Annotated in this window: 16 protein-coding genes; 7 read left to right on the forward strand and 9 right to left on the reverse strand. The window is 64.8% G+C overall.

From position 1 onward, the window contains the following. Positions 1-15: 15 nt before the first annotated feature. Positions 16-840, reverse strand: a complete 825-nt coding sequence (locus ACNHKD_RS06915) for an SGNH/GDSL hydrolase family protein (protein WP_442756339.1) — start codon at positions 838-840, stop codon at positions 16-18. Between the two features lie 72 nt (positions 841-912). Beyond that, positions 913-1,929 carry an acyltransferase family protein gene (locus ACNHKD_RS06920; RefSeq protein ID WP_442756340.1) on the reverse strand — a complete coding sequence of 339 codons (1,017 nt, stop codon included), beginning with the start codon at positions 1,927-1,929 and terminating at the stop codon, positions 913-915. A gap of 183 nt (positions 1,930-2,112) precedes the next feature. Between ACNHKD_RS06920 and ACNHKD_RS06925 the strand changes: the two genes are divergently transcribed. Beyond that, positions 2,113-2,913, forward strand: a complete 801-nt coding sequence (locus tag ACNHKD_RS06925; RefSeq protein ID WP_442756341.1) for an enoyl-CoA hydratase — start codon at positions 2,113-2,115, stop codon at positions 2,911-2,913. 66 nt (positions 2,914-2,979) lie between these two features. On the opposite strand, the gene ACNHKD_RS06930 is transcribed toward ACNHKD_RS06925, so the two are convergent. Both ACNHKD_RS06930 and ACNHKD_RS06935 read right to left on the reverse strand, forming a co-directional pair. Beyond that, positions 2,980-3,786: a hypothetical protein gene (locus tag ACNHKD_RS06930; RefSeq protein ID WP_442756342.1), complete on the reverse strand. Its 807-nt coding sequence runs from the start codon at positions 3,784-3,786 to the stop codon at positions 2,980-2,982. A 36-nt stretch (positions 3,787-3,822) separates the two neighbouring features. Next, a complete protein-coding gene (locus ACNHKD_RS06935) occupies positions 3,823-4,209 on the reverse strand; it encodes a DUF6477 family protein (RefSeq protein ID WP_442756343.1) in 387 nt (128 codons plus the stop codon). 122 nt (positions 4,210-4,331) lie between these two features. Between ACNHKD_RS06935 and ACNHKD_RS06940 the strand changes: the two genes are divergently transcribed. The 3 genes from ACNHKD_RS06940 (at position 4,332) to ACNHKD_RS06950 (ending at position 6,363) form a co-directional block, all read left to right on the forward strand. After that, positions 4,332-4,697 (forward strand): helix-turn-helix domain-containing protein, encoded by a 366-nt coding sequence (locus ACNHKD_RS06940; RefSeq protein WP_442756344.1) that lies wholly within the window; start codon positions 4,332-4,334, stop codon positions 4,695-4,697. Beyond that, positions 4,694-5,548 (forward strand): DUF6456 domain-containing protein, encoded by an 855-nt coding sequence (locus tag ACNHKD_RS06945; RefSeq protein ID WP_442756345.1) that lies wholly within the window; start codon positions 4,694-4,696, stop codon positions 5,546-5,548. The genes ACNHKD_RS06940 and ACNHKD_RS06945 overlap by 4 nt, the downstream gene beginning before the upstream one ends. Positions 5,549-5,913: 365 nt before the next feature. Beyond that, positions 5,914-6,363: a PadR family transcriptional regulator gene (locus ACNHKD_RS06950; protein WP_442756346.1), complete on the forward strand. Its 450-nt coding sequence runs from the start codon at positions 5,914-5,916 to the stop codon at positions 6,361-6,363. Positions 6,364-6,384: 21 nt separating this feature from the next. Here the strand turns inward: ACNHKD_RS06950 and ACNHKD_RS06955 are convergent, their stop codons facing one another. Then, the gene (locus tag ACNHKD_RS06955) at positions 6,385-6,807 is read right to left on the reverse strand and encodes a SufE family protein (RefSeq protein ID WP_442756347.1); all 423 of its coding nucleotides are present in this window, start codon (positions 6,805-6,807) and stop codon (positions 6,385-6,387) included. Positions 6,808-6,959: 152 nt separating this feature from the next. On the opposite strand from ACNHKD_RS06955, the gene ACNHKD_RS06960 reads away from it, so the two are divergent. Both ACNHKD_RS06960 and cysE read left to right on the forward strand, forming a co-directional pair. After that, positions 6,960-7,556: a LemA family protein gene (locus ACNHKD_RS06960; protein WP_442756348.1), complete on the forward strand. Its 597-nt coding sequence runs from the start codon at positions 6,960-6,962 to the stop codon at positions 7,554-7,556. Continuing rightward, positions 7,556-8,407 carry a serine O-acetyltransferase gene (gene cysE, locus ACNHKD_RS06965; RefSeq protein WP_442756349.1) on the forward strand — a complete coding sequence of 284 codons (852 nt, stop codon included), beginning with the start codon at positions 7,556-7,558 and terminating at the stop codon, positions 8,405-8,407. Before ACNHKD_RS06960 ends, cysE begins: the two co-directional genes overlap by 1 nt. Positions 8,408-8,549: 142 nt before the next feature. On the opposite strand, the gene yidD is transcribed toward cysE, so the two are convergent. Beyond that, positions 8,550-8,891 (reverse strand): membrane protein insertion efficiency factor YidD, encoded by a 342-nt coding sequence (yidD, locus tag ACNHKD_RS06970; RefSeq protein WP_442756351.1) that lies wholly within the window; start codon positions 8,889-8,891, stop codon positions 8,550-8,552. Positions 8,892-9,136: 245 nt separating this feature from the next. On the opposite strand from yidD, the gene ACNHKD_RS06975 reads away from it, so the two are divergent. Further along, positions 9,137-9,778, forward strand: coding sequence for a DedA family protein (locus ACNHKD_RS06975; protein WP_442756352.1), 642 nt, complete (start codon positions 9,137-9,139; stop codon positions 9,776-9,778). A gap of 485 nt (positions 9,779-10,263) precedes the next feature. Here the strand turns inward: ACNHKD_RS06975 and rpoC are convergent, their stop codons facing one another. The 3 genes from rpoC to rplL all read right to left on the reverse strand — a co-directional run bounded on the left by rpoC (position 10,264) and on the right by rplL (position 19,293). Further along, a complete protein-coding gene (gene rpoC / locus ACNHKD_RS06980; protein WP_442756353.1) occupies positions 10,264-14,442 on the reverse strand; it encodes a DNA-directed RNA polymerase subunit beta' in 4,179 nt (1,392 codons plus the stop codon). A gap of 181 nt (positions 14,443-14,623) precedes the next feature. Then, positions 14,624-18,757, reverse strand: a complete 4,134-nt coding sequence (gene rpoB / locus ACNHKD_RS06985) for a DNA-directed RNA polymerase subunit beta (protein ID WP_442756354.1) — start codon at positions 18,755-18,757, stop codon at positions 14,624-14,626. 155 nt (positions 18,758-18,912) lie between these two features. Beyond that, on the reverse strand, positions 18,913-19,293 hold the full coding sequence (gene rplL, locus ACNHKD_RS06990; RefSeq protein ID WP_442756355.1) for a 50S ribosomal protein L7/L12: 381 nt from the start codon (positions 19,291-19,293) through the stop codon (positions 18,913-18,915). Position 19,294 lies beyond the last annotated feature (1 nt).

A 19,294-nucleotide genomic window follows, 5' to 3' on the forward strand; every position in this document is an offset into this window, starting at 1 on the left:
ATAGCAGGAGGCGGCCTATTTGCGGGCCGCAACATTCGCGGAGAGCGACATGGCCGAGCCGATGAATTTTCCGTATTTGTGCAGCCATTCGTCGGTCAGATGCACGCCGTCGAACTTGTAATATTCCTCGTGGCCCTCGAATTTGTCGATGAAGTTGTCGAACTCCATCACGTTCATGTCCGGATAATCGCGCCAGAGCGCCACGCGATAGACGTCGTTCACCTGAAAATCGCAACCGTCATAGACGCAGCGCAGAATATTGCGCTTCATCCGGCTGAACAGGTTCGGCGGCTTGAACCAGCGCTCATTGACGCGCGGAATGGCGATGACTTCCACGTCTTCGACATCGGAGAAATAATCGACGAGCTTTTTCGTATATTCGACATAGGCCGAGGCGCCGACATGCTGGATCTCGTCGTTGACGCCGTTCATGATGACGACCTTGTGCGGGGTCTTTCCCTCGAAAAGCGCGTAAAGTTTGTATCTCGGATATTTCTCGCGCAGCTCCGTATAGAGGAGGCGCGAATTTCGTCCGTTGAAGCCGATGCTGCAGGCGGCGACGCCCCTGCCGCCCAGCCGTTCGGAGACCGCTCGCGGCAGCTCGGGAAAGAGCTTGCCCTCCGAGGTCCAGGACTCGCCGATGACGAGCACGCGATAGTCGCCCTGGCTGCTATCGACTTCGGAGCAAGCCACCGAGGGCGCATCCGTTCGCTTGAGCGTGAGCAGGATCAGGCCGGTCGTCACGAAGAGGACGAAAAAGGCGCGCCGCAGATGCGGCAGCAGGATTGCGAAACCTTGCGAAATCAAAGCGACGGACCTGCCGACCTGCGGCGCCGCCACAGTGGCGACGCCCAGGCGTCTCTTAGCAGTTCCGGCGCGCGGCGGCCAAGCGGGCGCGGTCGCGCCGACGATTCAGGCGGCGACCGGCAACGGTTGCGGGCCGGCGACGCGGCGGCTCGCGACCCAGGCCGCCCGCATCTTGCTGATGGGGTGATCGTACAGCAGCCAGATCAGCCAGGACCCCGCGAGGATGACGATCAGCGCCTCCGAGCAGAGCAGGAAGCGCTGGGCGTAGTCGCCTTCTCCCGTTCCCAGCGCGCCGATCACCGACCAGTGCAGCAGATAGAAGACGTAGGACATGTCGCCGATCATCCGGTCGGTCGCGCCGGTCCTTTGCTGCGTCGTGTAGATCGCCCAGGGCGTCATCAACACGGCGATCAGAAGGTTTGTCTTGACGCCGAAGGCGAGGAGCGGCCCCTGCGTCTCGCCTAACGCCAGATCCTTCGCGAAGATAAGGCTGCATAGAAACAGCAGGGCGAGCGTCGCGTAGAGAGCGCGATAGGCCAGCCTCCGGCTCGGAATGATCTTGTGGCTCGCCGCCGCGACGCCCAGTCCGAAAAACAGCAGGAAGGGCGCGACCGTCGTCGCTCCGCCGAGCGCCCGGGAGAGAACCGAAAGCGCCATGCAGGCGATGAGAACGTAGACGTTTCGCGCGACGAGGAAGATGAAGAGCGGCGCGACCAGATAGAACTGCAACTCCATGTCCAGCGACCAGCCAGGCACATTCGCCTGATAGGGCAGGGAGTTGTAACCAAGGATCATGACGTTCGAGAAAAGTTGGCGCACGATTCCCCCGGCGTCATCGGGGGCCGCGCCACGCCAGAACAGCAGCGCCCATGCGATCCCCGAACACAGGGCGAAGACGGGCGCGATCCGCCAGAAGCGCGAAACGAGAAAGGTGGCGTAGGCCGCGCTCGTCTTCGAATAGGTGTTCGTCCACATGGTCGCGACCCAATAGCCGCTGAGCACGAAGAAGATCAGCACGGCCGACAGGCCCAGATTGAACATGGTCGTGTGGTGCGCGAAGACGGCGAAGGCCAGCGTCATCCTCAGCACGCCGGGCGAAGCCATTTTGTCGGTTGCGGCCATGTCGGCTCCTCAAGCGTGCGGCAAGGACCAGGCGACGCCGTAAGGTGGAAACAATTCACTCTACGGTCGGGAGCGACCGAAAAATCCGTGTCAATCTGTCGCGCGTCAATTTGGGCCGCGCGGCGCTCCGGCGGCGGTCGCCGCGTGTTTCACGCTCTCTTGCGGGATGTTAAGAGGGGCGCCATGACCATTTCCTCTCCCTCCTCGAAGCTCCGCGTCGACCTCGCCAAGGGGGTCGCGCGGCTCCTCATCGACAATGGCTCGAAGCGCAACGCCTTCGATCTGGACATGTGGCGCGCATTGCCGCCGATCTTCGCGGCGATCGACGCCGAACCCGAGGCGCGGGTCGTCGTCGTCTCCGGCGCGCCGGGACTGCCCTTCTGCTCGGGCGCGGATATTTCGGAATTTTCCACCGTGCGCGCGACCAGCGAAGGCGGGCGCGCCTATGAGCAGGCCAATGTAGAGGCTTTCGAGGCCATTTCCTCCTGCTCCAGGCCGATCGTCGCCGCAATCTCCGGCTTCTGCATGGGCGGGGGCATGGGGATCGCCTCCGCCTGTGATCTGCGCATCGCGCAGGAGGGGGCCGTCTTCGGCATTCCTGCGGGACGGCTCGGCGTCGGCTATCCGCCCTCCGCCATGCGTTTCGTCGTGGCGGCGGTCGGCCCGCAACGGGCGATGGAGCTTTTCTTCACCGCGCGGCGCGTGAGCGCGGAGGAGGCGCTGGAGATCGGTTATCTCTCGCGCATCTTCGAGCAGGAGAGCTTCGAGGGCGGCGTCGACGATCTTGCGGCGACCATCGCCGCCAACGCGCCGCTCACCTTGCGCGCCGCCAAAGCCGCCATCCGCGCAGCCGCGCAATTGCCGAACGCCCCGACGCCGGCGCAGTGCGAGGCGCTGGCGAAGGACTGCTTCGACAGCGCCGATTACATGGAGGGCCGCGCGGCGTTTCTGGAGAAGCGCGCGCCGAGGTTCCGCGGGCGATAGCCTGTCGCCCGGCTGAGCGCGGGGATTCCCGATATCGCGCGCCCCGCAATGAATCCTCGAAAGCGTCTATGATCTCGCCATCAGCTCAAGCGCCAGCCCATAGATCCGCGTGCGCGACGCTTCCGGCAAGGTGCGCAGCACTTCGAGATAGGTCTGGCCGGCGGCGCACATTTTCGCGTCGTCGAGCGGTGGGTCCGGCATCTTGCCGTCGAGCAGCGCGTCGATTTCCGCCTTGTCGAGCCCGCGCGCCTGGAGCGCCGACTCCAGCGCCTTGAAATCGGCTTCGTTGGGCTGCGCGCGAGCGATGTTCTTCGTCTGCCCGCTGACCATGGCTTCGAGGCTCGCCGTCGCCATATCGGCGACGAGCGGACGCTGCGCGGCGGCGAAGCGCTGGAAATCGAGATTCGTCGCGCCGTAAAGGAAAGCGACGCACATCTTCTTGTCCTCGCGGGCGACCGCCTGCAGCACGTCGAGCTGCCTGGCGAAAACGCGGGACATGGCGTCCGGCTCCGCCTTCGCGGCGAGCGCGCCACGCGACTGGCGCAGCCGACGAACCGCCTCCGACAGGTAATAATCGGCGCTTTGCTCCAGCCTGGTTTCGGCGAGGCGCGCGGCGAATTCATTGAGCGCGGCCTCGTAATCCTGCGTGAAGGTCTCGCGCATGCGCGCGAAATAGCGCGCATATTCCGGCGTCTGCGCAATGGCCGCCTCAACCGTCTGACGCGCCGTTCCCTTGTCGACCGGCGCCGAAAGGGCGGCGAGAGAGCCGCCGCCGGGCTTGACGGGGACGAACGCCATCATCATCAGGCCGACGCCGAGACATATCGCCACGACGGCCGCGGCGGCGAGCGCCAGAACTCTTTCAATCAGCATTGGGATGCCTTTGCGCGGCGAGACCGACGCGGGAATTTATGCCAAAGGAGGCGGCGCTGAAAAGAGTCCCCGCGCGTCTGGCTTAACGAGACGCGCGAGCCGGGCCTTCTCGGCGCGATGGGCGACGAGCAGCGCGATATGGCGGTTGAGGTCATAGGTCCAGCGCCCGCCGCGGGCGCGTTCGGCCCGCAAGGCGCGTTCGATCTCGCACAACACCAGACGCGCGGCTTCCGGCGTTTCACTGAGAATGGTTTCGCGGGAGAGGCGATGAAAGCGCGATAGCGCGTCGAGACGGTCATAGCCGGCGAGGCTGGCGTCCAGCGCGGCGTTGAGCGCCGGCCGGGCGGCGCTTTTCAGCCGCGCCAAGGCGCGGGTCCTGGCTTGGGCGTCGGATGAAGAGAATGCTTTGGAGATGACGGACATGGCTTGGGCCTCCTCGGCGCAGAGGATGGCCGCGCCCGCGTCCCTGGGGATAGAATTTTTTCCGCTTGAATAGGATTATGTTCCGACATAACGTTTCGGGGTCACTTCAAGAAGAGGCGTCGATGTCGATTTCCTGTTTTGAACCAAGGCCCTTTCCAATCATCGGGCTCAGCGTCGCGGCGGCGGCGGCGGTCGCGCGCATTCCCGCCGCCGCGCTTGCCTCGCCCGCCCGGCGCCGCGCGCCGGTCGCCCGGGCGCGCCAGCTTGCGGTCTATCTCCACCATGTCGCGCTCGGCGCGAGCCTCTCGGCCTGCGCACGGGCCTTCGCCCGCGACCGCGCCACAGTGCGCCACGCCTGCGCGGCGATCGAAGATTTGCGCGACGACCCGCACGTCGACCGCTGGGCCGCGCGGCTGGAGCTGGCGCTCGCGGCGCAGCGCGACATGGTGTGCGACCTGCTTCGTGAAGCCGAAGGAGCGGCGCGATGAGAAAATCCGGTCGAAAGATGGGGGGAGAAACGGCGCGGGCGCTTCGCCGCCTGCTGGAGGCGCTGGGCGAAGCCGGCGCGAGCGCGGCGCCCAGCGATCTCGAGGACGATATGATCGTCGTGCTCGCGCCCCGCAACGGCGTCACCGTCGTGCGTGCGCGCCTTCCCGCCGCGGCTGGCGAAGCCGCCTTGTCTCGGGGCCTTGCGGAATGGACGCGTGAGGGCGGAGGCCGGCGCTTGCGGATCTCCGAGCCCGGCCGCGCTTTCTTGCGTCGCGCGGCGTCCCATCAGTCCACGCTCGATCCGTTCCGCGCCCAGCACGGCGCCTATGAGAAGCGGCCGCCGGAGAAAGGCGCGCGGCCGACGCTCGTAAACGAGGCGGAGAGTCCCCTCGGATGGCTGGCCCGGCGGAAGGGCGCAGACGGCAGGCCGTTTCTGTCGTCAGCGCAGATCGAGGCGGGCGAGCGCTTTCGCCGCGACATCGAGCAGGCGCAAATTCTTCAGCGAGTCACCGTCAATTGGGAGGCGGCGATCGCCTCGCCTCGCCGCGGCGCGGAGGCGGGCGCCGCCGTCACCGAAATCGCCATGGACGCCCGCCGGCGCCTGGCCCGGGCCTATGACGCCGTCGGGCCGGATCTCGCGGGATTGCTTACCGACGTCTGCGGCTATCTCAAGGGGCTGGAGGCCGTCGAAAGCGAGCGCGGCTGGCCAGCGCGATCGGGCAAGGTGGTGCTGAAGATCGCGCTGGACCGCCTCGCGCGGCATTACGGAATCGGTAGCGAAGCGATGGGCCCCGCGCGCGCGAAGGGCCTGCTGCATTGGGGCGCGGAGGATTTCCGGCCGAGCCTGTGAGCGCCGGCGCATGAGAGGCCGGCTCGCTCCGGCCTCTGCGACAAGGCGAGCCGGCTTCCGCCTGGCGGAATCGCTCCAATGGGAGGGCGCGCCTGTCGGCCATGATGGCGAAGTCGCTCTTTCTCTCCCGTCGAAAACGTCAGCGCCGAGCCCTTGACTAAAAACTATCAAGATATATCTTAGTGCTGTCTAAGAAAAGGAGACATGTTTTCATGCATAACAACCACAACCATCGGCATTCCAGCGAAAGGCCAGATCACTGCAGCTTGCGGGCCATGCGCGGCGGCGGACGGCAGGGTTTTGGTTACAGAGGCTTTGGACGCGGCGGCGAGGAGCGGGGCGGTGGGCGGGGCGGACGACGCCGGATGTTCGAAGCCGGCGAATTGCGCCTCGTCATTCTGCTTCTGTTGGAGGGCGAGCCCCGGCACGGCTATGACGTTATTCGGGAAATTGAGACGCGGACGGGCGGCGTTTACGCCCCGAGCCCCGGCATCGTCTATCCGACGCTGACCCTGCTCGAGGAGCTTGGGCAAGTCGAGGCCCGGGTGACGGAAAGCGCGAGGAAGCTTTACGCGATCACCGAAACGGGTTCTTCCCATCTTGCGGAAAACCGGCGTGAGGCCGAAGCCGCGCTCGCGCGGCTCGATGAGCTGCGTCAGAAAAGCGAAGTCGTGGACGCGGGCCCCATCCATCGGGCGATGAACAATCTCAAGGCCGTCCTGAGCCAGCGTCTGTCCGGCCAGCCCGGCAAGGAGCTCCTGTTTTCAGTCGCCGACCTCATCGACGAGGCCGCGCGAAAAATCGAGCGCCTCTAACCCCGACCGCGCTGGCGCCATTCACCCCGCCAGCACGTCGCGCGCTTCCTTCTTGATGCGCTCAACCATGGACCGCAGCCCGTTGGCGCGCTGGGGCGTGAGATGCGCGGCGAGGCCGAGCTGCTCGAACAGCGGCGCCGCGTCGGTCTCGACGATCTCCTGCGCGCGGCGGCCGGAATAGAGCGCGAGCACCAAAGCGACGAGGCCGCGCACGATATGGGCGTCGCTGTCGCCGCGGAAAGCGAGCGTGGGCGCGCCGGCGGCGTCCTGCCCGCGCGTAGTCTCCAGCCATACCTGGCTCGCGCAGCCGCGCACCTTGTTCTCGTCCGTATAGGCTTCCTTCGGCAGCGGCTCCAGCGTTCGGCCGAGCTCGATCAGATATCGATAGCGATCCTCCCACTCGTCCAGGAGCTCGAAATTGCCGATGATTTCGTCTATGGCCATCGCCTTCCCCTTTTCAAGCATTCTAACCCAAATGGCGGCTTCGGGGCGAATGTTCAAACCTGGTCGCGCCCTTCCCATAGGTTTCCCGAGCGCTTAAGTTTGGCCGCATCCGCCGGGCGACGGCCGCGCCCTCAGATGTCATGGAGAGTCATATGAGCCTCTTGTCCCGCTGGCGCGCCCTCGCTGTCGCGATCGTCGCCGCCTTGTCGCTCTCGGGCTGCGGCTACAACACCATTCCGACGCTCGAGGAAAACGCCAAAGCCAAATGGGCGGATGTGCAATCCCAATACCAGCGCCGCGCCGATCTCATTCCGAATCTCGTCGCCACCGTGCAGGGCTACGCCAAGCAGGAGAAGGACGTGCTCACCTCCGTCGTCGAGGCCCGCGCCAAGGCGACCTCGGTGAAGGTCGACGCCTCGACCGTCACCGACCCGGAGAAAATGAAGCAGTTCCAGGACGCGCAGGCGCAGCTCACCGGGGCGCTCGGCCGGCTGATGGCGGTGAGCGAGGCCTATCCCGACCTCAAATCCAACCAGAACTTCCTTGCGCTCCAGTCGCAGCTCGAAGGCACCGAGAACCGCATCAATGTCGCGCGGCGTGACTATATCGACGCGGTGCGCGAGTTCAACACCTCGCTGCGCACCTTCCCCACGCTACTTTGGGCCAAGACCCTATTCGCAGGGACGAAGCCCATGGCCGAATTTTCGGCGAGCGAATCGGCGCAGCAGGCGCCGCAGGTGAAATTCTGATGTCGGCGGAGCGCCCGCGGGAGGAGCTTTGCGCGCTTTGCGCCGAAAGCGACGCCATGTGGGCGCATATGCGACAGGAGGCGGAGGACGCGCTCCGCCTCGACCCGACGCTGGCGCCGCTCTTCATCGGCGAATTGCTCAACCGCCACAGTCTCGAAGAGGCTGTCATCCATCGCGTCAGCGGCCGGCTCGGCGCCTCGGCCATGGACGCCGCCTCGATCGCCGACGCCTTCCTCGACGCGCTGGCGAGCGAGCCGGAGATCGGCGAGGCCTTCCGCGCCGACGCCGCGGCCTATGTGGAGCGCGATCCGGCCTGCCGGCGACTCATGGAGCCGCTTCTCTATTTCAAGGGCTATCACGCCATCCAGGCTTCGCGCCTCGCCCACGCCCTCTGGCGCAAGGGAAAGCGGGACTTCGCCTTCTATATCCAGAGCCGCGCCTCGGACGCGCTCGCCGCCGACATTCATCCGGCGGCGCGTTTCGGGAGGGGCATTCTTCTCGACCATGCGACCGGCTTCGTCGTCGGCGAGACGGCGGCGGTCGAGGACGATGTTTCGATCCTTCACGACGTGACGCTCGGCGGCACCGGAAAGGTCGCGGGCGATCGTCATCCCAAAGTGCGGCGCGGCGTGATGATCGGCGCGGGGACGAAGATCCTCGGCAATATCGAGATCGGCGCCTGCTCGCGCATTGCGGCGGGCTCGGTCGTGCTGCACCCCGTGCCGCCGCATTCCGTCGTCGCCGGCGTGCCGGCCAAGGTCGTCGGCGTCGAACCGAAGTCAGAACCCGCCCGCGACATGGATCAGATCCTGCGCGGGCTGGCCTATGACTCATTCGACTACGTGATCTGAGGGCTCGCCGCCATTGCGAGGAGCGTCAGCGACGAAGCATATCCGCGCGCCGCGTCGCATCGCGATCGTCTCTGGACGAGGCGGCCTTCACCCGATCGTCCCGCCGTTTCCCGCGAAAATCCTTCCGCTTTTCGCAGCCCGCTCATATCTGGCTTCCGTCTTCCACCCCCTCGCAGGCGAAAGGCCCGCGCCAGCGGGCGTAGCGCCAGGGCGTGAGCGCGCCGGCTTTTGGATTGAGCTTTTCCGGCACGGGGTCGAAACCCTCGCCCCCTCCGGGCCGGCAGCGGCAGATGCGGGCGAAGCCCATCCAGCCGCCAGCCCAGAGCCCATGGCGCATAATGGCTTCGTCGGCATATTCCGAACAGGTCGGCGCATAGCGGCAGCTTCTGCCCGCGAAAGCCGAGAAGGTGACGCGGTAGAGCAGGATCAACGCCCGTATGGCGCGGGCGGGGAGGCTTTTCAGCTTTGATCGGACGGTCGGCACGCGATTTATTTAAGGGTCTGACACGCAAATCGGAAGGCGCCGCGCTTGCGGCGAAGAACCGCCGACGGTCTAGGCAGGGCGATCGATTCCAGACGTTAAAGCGCGCACGAGAAGCGGTTCCTGCTTTTCGCGGCGTGATCTATTTCAAAGGTTAAGAGCGCGCTCCATGTGAAAAACCGCGTCCCACTTTTTCGTGAGCCGCGCTCCAGGGTCGACAAACGACAGAGTTCATAGGGAAAGCCGAAATGTTCGAACCGACGCATTTGACGACGCTTCTCCAGCATTATGGCTATTGGGCGGTAGGCGGCGTCGTGATGCTGGAAAGCGCGGGCATACCGTTGCCGGGCGAAACCATCCTCGTCGCTGCGTCGATTTACGCCGGGCATTCGCATGAATTGTCCATCGAAGGCGTCGTCCTCGCGGCGGCGGCCGGGGCTGTTCTGGGCGACAACGCCGGCTATTGGGTGGGCCGCGAATTGGGCGCGCCGCTGCTCGGGCGCTTCGGCCCGCGCATCGGCGTCACGCCGGAGAAAATCCAGATCGGCCAATATTTCTTTCGCCGCTGGGGCGGCTATGTCGTCTTCATCGGCCGCTTCATCGCGCTGCTGCGCATGCTCGCGGCCTTTCTCGCGGGCGTGAACCGCCTCGCGCCGCTGACCTTCTTTTTCTTCAACGCCGCCGGCGCGCTCGTCTGGTCGCATCTCTTCGGCTACGGCGCCTATCTGCTTGGCGCGGAGATCGAAAAAGTAAAAGGCCCGGTCGGAGTCGCGGGCCTCCTCTTCGGCGCGATCGGACTGATTGTGGGCTGGCGTTATTACAAGGCCAATGAAGAGGCGCTGATCAGGCGCGCGCAGGACGCCCTTTCGGCGGAGAGCGCCGTGAAATAAAGCCGGCCTTTAATAAGCGCGGCGACCAATGAAAAAAAGGGCCGCCGTGGGGGCGGCCCGCAGGCTGCTGACAAAGTAGCGGCGACGCCCCTCGTGCTTCGAGACACCTGCTGCGCAGGCTCCTCAGCATGAGGGGCTTTTTCCTTCAGCGCCAAATACTTACGCCTCATCCTGAGGAGCGAGCAAAGCTCGCGTCTCGAAGGACGAGGCCGCCTCGGGTTTGTCAACAAACTGAGGGCCGCCGTGGGGGCGGCCCGTCAGACTGATGACAAAGTCGGTTGACGCCCTTCGTGCTTCGAGACGCCTGCCGCGCAGGCTCCCCAGCATGAAGGGCTTTTTCTTCCTGCAGCAAACACTTAGGCCTCATCCTGAGGAGCGAGCAAAGCTCGCGTCTCGAAGGACGAGGCCGCCTTTCGAGGTTTGTCATCCGTCTCGGGCCGCCCACGGGGGGCGGCCCTTCCCTTCCTTAGTCTGCAGACCTGGCCTCACTCCGCCGGCGGCAGCGCCGGGGCCGGTTCGGGGGCGCCTTCGCTGCGTTGCGTGATGATGAGATCGTCGCGCCCGCTGGCGATGCCGCGGAACTTGGCCATGGCCGCCCCGGTGCCGGCCGGGATGAGGCGGCCGACGATGACGTTCTCCTTGAGGCCGACCAGCGGGTCGATCTTGCCGTTGACGGCGGCCTCGGTGAGGACGCGCGTCGTTTCCTGGAAGGAGGCGGCCGAGAAGAAAGACCGCGTCTGCAGCGAGGCCTTGGTGATGCCGAGCAGGACCGGCGTTCCCGAAGCGGGCTTGCCGCCGTTCTCGATCGCCTTGGCGTTCGCCTCGTCGAGCTCCACGTGATCCACCTGCTCGCCCTCGAGGAAGCCGGTGTCGCCCGGATCGACGATGTCGACCTTCTGCAGCATCTGACGGACAATCACTTCGATGTGCTTGTCGTTGATGTTCACGCCCTGCAGACGATAGACCTCCTGGATCTCGTTGACGAGGTAGGCGGCAAGCTCCTCCACGCCCTTGATCGCCAGAATGTCGTGCGGCGCCGGATTGCCGTCGACGATGTAGTCGCCCTTCTCGACGACGTCGCCGTCCTGAAGGTGAATGTGCTTGCCTTTCGGGATCAGATATTCGACCGGCTCCGCGCCTTCCTCGCTCGGGATGATCGAGAGACGCTGCTTGTTCTTGTAGTCGCGGCCGAACTGCACCGTGCCGGAGATCTCGGCGATGATCGCGTGATCCTTCGGACGGCGCGCCTCGAAAAGCTCCGCGACGCGCGGCAGGCCGCCGGTGATGTCGCGGGTCTTGGCGCTCTCCACCGAAATACGCGCGACGATGTCGCCGGCCTTCACCGTGCCGCCGGGCTCGACCGCGATGATCGAGTCGACGGGCAGCAGATAGCGGGCGTCGCCGCCGCGCGCGAGCTTGGCGATCTTGCCGTCCGGGCCCTTGATGACGATCGAGGGCTTGAGGCTCGCGGACCGCAGGTTGAGGCGATAATCCATGACCATGCGCTTGGCGATGCCGGTCGATTCGTCGACCGTCTCCGACATGGACTGGCCTTCGACGAGATCCTCGAAGCCGATCGTGCCGTCCACCTCGCTGATGATGGGACGGGTATAGGGATCCCACTCGGCGAGGCGCTGGCCGCGCTTGACCGTGTCGCCCTCGTCCACCTTCAGCTTGGCGCCGTACTGAATACGGTTCACCGCGCGCTCGGCGCCGTCGGGGCCGAGGATCACGATGGCGACGTTGCGCGCCATGACGATGAGGTCGCCATCCGAGTTGCGGGCCACATGCCGGTTGCGGATATGGACCGTCCCCTCGAAATTCGACTCGATGAAGGACTGGTCGGCAAGCTGCGCCGCGCCGCCGATGTGGAAGGTGCGCATGGTGAGCTGCGTGCCCGGCTCGCCGATCGACTGCGCCGCGATGACGCCCACGGCCTCGCCCATATTGACGGGCGTGCCGCGCGCGAGGTCGCGGCCATAGCACTTGGCGCAGACGCCGTTCTTCGCCTCGCAGGTGAGGACCGAGCGGATCTTCACCTCCTGAATGCCGGCGGCGTTGATCGGCTCGATATGCCACTCCTGGATCATCTCGCCGGCCGGCACGATGACCTTGCCGTCCTGCGACTTGAGATCCTCCGCCGCCGTGCGGCCGAGAATGCGCGTGGCGAGCGAGGCGACGACCTGGCCGGCGTCGATGATCGCGCGCATGCGGATGCCGTTCTGCGAACCGCAATCCGTGGAGGAGATGATCGAATCCTGCGCGACGTCGACGAGACGGCGGGTGAGGTAGCCCGAATTCGCGGTCTTCAACGCCGTGTCCGCGAGGCCCTTGCGGGCGCCGTGGGTGGAGTTGAAATATTCGAGAACCGTCAGGCCTTCCTTGAAGTTCGAGATGATCGGACTCTCGATGATCTCGCCCGAGGGCTTCGCCATCAGGCCGCGCATCGCCGCGAGCTGCTTCATCTGCTGCGGCGAGCCGCGGGCGCCCGAATGCGACATCATATAGATCGAGTTGATCGGCTTGTCGCGGCCGTGCTCGTCCTTGCGCACCGCGGAGATGCGCTGCATCATCTCCTCGGCGAGCTTGTCGGTGCACTTCATCCAGGCGTCGACGACCTTGTTGTATTTCTCGCCCTGGGTGATCAGGCCGTCATTGTACTGCTGCTCATATTCCTTCGCGGCGGCGCGCGTCTCGGAGACGATCTTCTCCTTCGTCTCGGGCACGACCATGTCGTCCTTTCCGAAGGAGATGCCGGCCTTGAAGGCTTCGCGGAAGCCCGTCGCCATGATGCGGTCGCAGAAGATGACCGTCTCCTTCTGACCGCAGTTGCGGTAGACGGTGTCGATCATGTTCGAGATTTCCTTCTTGGTCATCAGCTTGTTGACGACGTCGAAGGGGATCTTCCGATGCTTGGGCAGGAGCTGGCCGAGGATCATGCGGCCGGGCGTCGTGTCGAAAATCTTCGACACGCGTTTGCCGTCCGCGTCCCAGGTCCAGCCGCGGCCCTTGATCTTGGAGTGCAGCGTGATGGCCTTCGCCGCGAGCGCATGCTCGATCTCGCCCTGATTGGCGAAGCACATGCCCTGACCCGGCTCGCCGTCGCGCTCCAGCGTCAGATAATAGAGGCCGAGAACGATATCCTGCGACGGCACGATGATCGGCTGGCCATTGGCCGGGTGCAGGATGTTGTTCGTCGACATCATCAGCACGCGCGCTTCAAGCTGCGCTTCGAGCGACAGCGGCACATGCACGGCCATCTGGTCGCCGTCGAAATCGGCGTTGAAGGCCGCGCAGACGAGCGGATGAAGCTGGATCGCCTTGCCCTCGATCAGCACCGGCTCGAAGGCCTGAATGCCGAGGCGGTGCAGGGTGGGCGCGCGGTTTAAGAGCACGGGATGCTCGCGAATGACCTCGTCGAGAATGTCCCAGACCTCAGGCTTCTCCTTTTCGACGAGCTTCTTCGCCTGCTTGACGGTCGCCGAATAGCCCTTCGCGTCGAGGCGCGAATAGATGAAGGGCTTGAAAAGCTCCAGCGCCATCTTTTTCGGCAGGCCGCATTGATGCAGCTTGAGCTCCGGACCGACGACGATGACGGAGCGGCCGGAATAGTCGACGCGCTTGCCGAGCAGGTTCTGGCGGAAGCGGCCCTGCTTGCCCTTGAGCATGTCGGCGAGCGACTTCAGCGGGCGCTTATTGGCGCCCGTGATGACGCGGCCGCGGCGGCCATTGTCGAACAGCGCGTCGACAGCCTCCTGCAACATGCGCTTCTCGTTGCGGATGATGATGTCCGGCGCGCGTAGCTCGATCAGCCGCTTCAGGCGGTTGTTGCGGTTGATGACGCGGCGGTAGAGATCGTTGAGGTCCGACGTCGCAAAGCGGCCGCCGTCCAGCGGCACGAGCGGACGCAGATCCGGCGGGATGACCGGGATCTCCTTCAGGATCATCCATTCCGGACGGTTGCCCGACTGGATGAATGCCTCGATGATCTTCAGGCGCTTGGCGAGCTTCTTCGGCTTGAGCTCGGTCTTCGCCTCGGCGATCTCCTGGCGAAGCGACGCAGCGATGCCTTCGAGGTCCATCGACTCGAGCAGGCGGCGGATCGCCTCGGCGCCGATCATGGCCGTGAAGGTGTCCTGGCCATATTCGTCCTGCGCCGTCAGATATTCCTCTTCCGACAGAAGCTGACGCTCCTTGAGCGGCGTGAGGCCGGCGTCGATGACGATATAGGATTCGAAATAGAGGATGCGCTCGAGATCCTTCAGCGTCATGTCGAGCAGGAGGCCGATGCGCGAGGGCAGCGACTTCAGAAACCAGATGTGGGCGACCGGAGCCGCGAGCGAGATGTGGCCCATGCGGTCGCGGCGAACGCGCGCGAGCGTCACTTCGACGCCGCACTTCTCGCAGATGACGCCCTTGTATTTCATGCGCTTGTACTTGCCGCACAAGCACTCATAGTCCTTGATCGGCCCGAAGATGCGCGCGCAGAACAGACCGTCGCGCTCGGGCTTGAAGGTGCGGTAGTTGATCGTCTCGGGCTTCTTGATCTCGCCGAAAGACCAGGAGAGGATCTTCTCCGGGCTCGCGATCGAAATCTGGATCTGGTCGAAGGCCTGCGTCGCCACGACCGGATTGAAGAGATTCATGACCTCTTGCTGATTCATGGTCTTCTCCTGGACACGGTCGGGAGCGCATCTCGCTTCCCGCCGGTCGAAAATCTTTCGGCTGCCTTCTTCTCCCGCTTGCGGGAGAAGGTGTCGTGCGGATGCGCGGCGGATGAGGGCCTCACCCGACCCGGCTTCGCCGGGCCGCCCTCTCCCGCACGCGGGAGAGGGGATATCGGCGTTACTCCGCCGCCTCCGCCGCGGCAGGCGCTTCCTCTTCCGGCGCCGCATTGGTCAGCTCGACATTGAGCGCCAGCGACCGCATTTCCTTGATGAGCACGTTGAAGCTCTCCGGAATGCCGGACTCGAAGGTGTCGTCGCCGCGCACGATCGACTCATAGACCTTGGTGCGCCCCGCGACGTCGTCCGATTTCACGGTCAGCATTTCCTGCAGCGTGTAGGCGGCCCCGTAGGCTTCGAGCGCCCAGACCTCCATTTCGCCGAAGCGCTGGCCGCCGAACTGCGCCTTTCCGCCCAGCGGCTGCTGGGTGACGAGCGAGTAGGGGCCGATCGAGCGCGCATGGATCTTGTCATCGACGAGGTGATGGAGCTTCAGCATATAGATGTAGCCCACAGTCACCTTGCGGTCGAAGGCCTCGCCCGTGCGGCCGTCGAAAAGCGTCACCTGGCCCGACGGGTCGTGGCCCGCTTTGGTCAGCATGTCGACGATGTCCTTCTCGTGCGCGCCGTCGAAGACGGGCGTCGCGATCGGCACGCCGCGGCGCAGATCCCTGGTGGTCTCGAGCAGCAAGCCGTCGTCGAGTTTCTCGATCTCCTCGTCCCTGCCATAGACCTCGGTCAGCGCGTTGCGCAGAATCGAGGCGTCTTTCGACTTCATATAAGCGTCGACAGCCTTGCCCACCTGCTTGCCGAGGCCCGCGCAGGCCCAGCCCAGATGCGTCTCCAGAATCTGGCCGACATTCATGCGGGAGGGCACGCCGAGCGGGTTCAGCACGATGTCGACGGGCGTGCCGTCTCCGAGGAAAGGCATGTCCTCCTGCGGCACGATGCGCGAGACGACGCCCTTATTGCCGTGGCGGCCGGCCATCTTGTCGCCGGGCTGGATCTTGCGCTTCACCGCGACGAAGACCTTGACCATCTTCATCACGCCGGGCGGCAGCTCGTCGCCGCGCTGCAGCTTCTCGACCTTGTCGAGGAAGCGGTTTTCGAGGCCCTTCTTCGACTCGTCATATTGCTTGCGGACGGCTTCGATGGCGGCCATCAGCTCGTCGTCCTCGATGACGAAGGTCCACCACTGCGAGCGGGGATATTCGTCGAGGATCGGCTGCGTCAGCGCCTGATCTTTCCTGAAGCTCTTAGGGCCGGCGATCGCCTTCCTGCCGAGGAGCATCTCGGCGAGACGCGCATAGACGTTGCGGTCGAGAATGGCGAGTTCGTCGTCGCGGTCCTTGGCGAGACGCTCGATCTCCTCGCGCTCGATCGCCTGGGCGCGCTCGTCCTTCTCGACGCCGTGGCGGTTGAAAACGCGCACTTCGACGATGGTGCCCTGAACGCCCGGCGGCACGCGCAGCGAGGTGTCGCGCACGTCGGAGGCTTTCTCGCCGAAGATGGCGCGCAGAAGCTTTTCTTCCGGCGTCATCGGGCTTTCGCCCTTCGGCGTGATCTTGCCGACAAGAATGTCGCCCGCCTGCACCTCGGCGCCGATATAGACGATGCCCGCCTCGTCGAGATTCTTCAGCGTCTCTTCCGAGACGTTCGGAATGTCGCGGGTGATTTCTTCCGGACCGAGCTTGGTGTCGCGGGCCATCACCTCGAATTCGTCGATATGGATCGACGTGAACACGTCCTCCTTCACGATGCGCTCGTTGAGAAGGATCGAGTCTTCGAAATTGTAGCCGTTCCAGGGCATGAAAGCGACGAGCACGTTGCGCCCCAGCGCCAGATCGCCAAGATCCGTCGACGGGCCGTCGGCGATGATGTCGCCTTTCTTGACGATGTCGCCGACGCGCACGAGCGGCTTCTGGTTGATGCAGGTCGACTGGTTCGAGCGCTGGAACTTCATCAGCCGGTAGATGTCGACGCCGGGCTTGGCCGGGTCGAGCTCTTCAGTGGCGCGGATGACGATACGCGTCGCGTCGATCTGGTCGACGACGCCGGTGCGGCGCGCCGAGATCGCGGCGCCCGAGTCGGCGGCGACGACCGCCTCCATGCCCGTGCCGACGAGCGGCGCGTCCGCCTTCACGAGCGGCACGGCCTGGCGCTGCATGTTCGAGCCCATGAGCGCGCGGTTGGCGTCGTCATTCTCGAGGAAGGGGATGAGCGCCGCGGCGACCGAGACAAGCTGCTTGGGCGACACGTCCATCGCGTCGACTTTTTCACGCGGAACAAGCATCACGTCGCCGGCGTGACGGCAGAGCACGAGGTCCTCCGTCAGATTGCCGTCGGCGTCGACCGGGGCGTTGGCCTGGGCGACGTGATATTTCGCCTCCTCCATCGCCGAGAGATAGGCGACCTCGTTCGTCACCTTGCCGTCGCGCACGCGACGGTAGGGCGCTTCGATGAAGCCGTATTTGTTCACGCGCGCGAAGGTCGCGAGCGAGTTGATGAGGCCGATGTTCGGACCTTCCGGCGTCTCGATCGGGCAGATGCGGCCGTAATGCGTCGGGTGCACGTCGCGCACCTCGAAGCCGGCGCGCTCGCGCGTGAGGCCGCCCGGGCCCAGCGCCGAGAGACGGCGCTTATGCGTGATCTCGGAGAGCGGGTTGGTCTGGTCCATGAACTGCGAGAGCTGCGACGAGCCGAAGAACTCGCGCACCGCGGCGGCGGCGGGCTTCGCGTTGATCAGATCCTGCGGCATGACCGTGTCGATGTCGACCGAGGACATGCGCTCCTTGATCGCGCGCTCCATGCGCAGGAGCCCCAGGCGATACTGGTTCTCCATCAGCTCGCCGACCGAGCGGACGCGGCGGTTGCCGAGGTGATCGATGTCGTCGATTTCGCCGCGGCCGTCGCGCAGATCCACGAGCGCCCTCACCACCGCGAGAATATCCTCGCGGCGCAGCGTGCGGGTCGTATCCGGCGCGTCGAGGTCGAGGCGCATGTTCATCTTCACGCGGCCGACGGCCGAGAGGTCGTAGCGCTCGGCGTCGAAGAAGAGCGAATGGAACATGGCTTCCGCCGTGTCCATGGTCGGCGGCTCGCCCGGGCGCATGACGCGATAGATGTCGAACAGCGCTTCTTCGCGGTTCGAATTCTTGTCGACCGCGAGCGTGTTGCGGATATAGGGGCCGACATTGATGTGGTCGATGTCGAGGATCGGCAGCTCGTCGAAACCCTTTTCGAGGAGCAGCGGCAGCGTCTTCGCCGTTATCTCGTCTCCGGCTTCGGCAAAGATTTCGCCCGTGTTCGGATCGAAGAGATCCTGCGCGAGATATTGGCCATAAAGGTCTTCAGCCGAAACGCGGATCGCCTTCACGCCCTTCTCGGCGAGCTGGCGCGCGGCGCGCACGGCGAGCTTCTTGCCGGCTTCGAGAATGACCTGGCCCGTATCCGCGTCGATCATGTCGGCGACGGCCTTCACGCCCTTCATGCGCTCGGCGTCGAAAGGCATGCGCCAGTTTTCGCCGTCGGCGGTGTAGGTGATCGTCTTGTAGAAGGTCGAGAGAATCTCTTCGCCGTCGAGGCCGAGCGCGAAGAGGAGCGACGTCACCGGAATCTTGCGGCGGCGGTCGATGCGCGCGTACACGATATCCTTGGCGTCGAATTCGATGTCGAGCCAGGAGCCGCGATAGGGAATGATGCGGGCCGCGAAGAGCAGCTTGCCCGAGGAATGGCTCTTGCCCTTGTCGTGATCGAAGAACACGCCCGGCGAGCGGTGCATTTGCGAGACGATGACGCGCTCGGTGCCGTTGACGATGAAGGTGCCGTTCGACGTCATGAAGGGCATGTCGCCCATGTAGACGTCCTGCTCCTTGATGTCCTTGACCGACTTGGCCTGCGTGTCCGGGTCGACGTCGAACACGATGAGGCGCAGCGTCACCTTCAGCGGGGCGGCGAAGGTCATGCCGCGCTGGCGACACTCGTCGACGTCGTATTTCGGCTGCTCGAATTCGTAGCGCACGAATTCGAGAAGGGCGACGCCGGAGAAATCGGAAATCGGGAAGACGGACTTGAAGACGGACTGGAGGCCCTCGTCGGGGCGGCCGCCCTTTGGCTCGTCGACAAGCAGAAATTGATCGTAGGAGGCCTTCTGCACTTCGATCAGATTGGGCATCGCCGCGGCTTCCCGGATATGACCGAAAAATTTGCGGGTGCGCTTGCGACCGGTGAACTTGCGGGCCGACGTCTGAGCCATGTCGCTTTTCGAGCCTCTTTTGATGGAAGCGAATAGCGAATGGCGAGTCGCGAATAGAACTTGCCTATTCGCTATTCGCCATTCGCTATTCGCCTCGCCTCCACTCCGGACCAGAACCCTCTCCCGCCGGGGCGGGAGAGGGGAAACGCCAGTTCTTACTTGAGCTCGACCTTGGCGCCGACCTTCTCGAGGGTCGCCTTGATCTTCTCGGCCTCTTCCTTGGAAGCGCCTTCCTTGACCGGCTTCGGCGCGCCCTCGACGAGGTCCTTGGCTTCCTTCAGGCCGAGGCCGGTGATGCCGCGGACTTCCTTGATGACCTCGATCTTCTTGTCGCCGGCCGCGGCCAGGATCACGTTGAACTCGGTCTTCTCCTCAACGGCGGGAGCGGCTGCGCCGCCGCCGGCCGGCGCAGCCGCGACGGCGACGGCGGCCGCAGCGGAAACGCCCCACTTCTCTTCGAGGAGCTTCGCGAGCTCGGCCGCCTCGAGGACGGTGAGAGCCGAGAGGTCTTCGACGATCTTTTCGAGATTAGCCATT

The organism is Methylocystis sp. JAN1, assembly GCF_052186135.1.
Lineage (GTDB): Bacteria > Pseudomonadota > Alphaproteobacteria > Rhizobiales > Beijerinckiaceae > Methylocystis.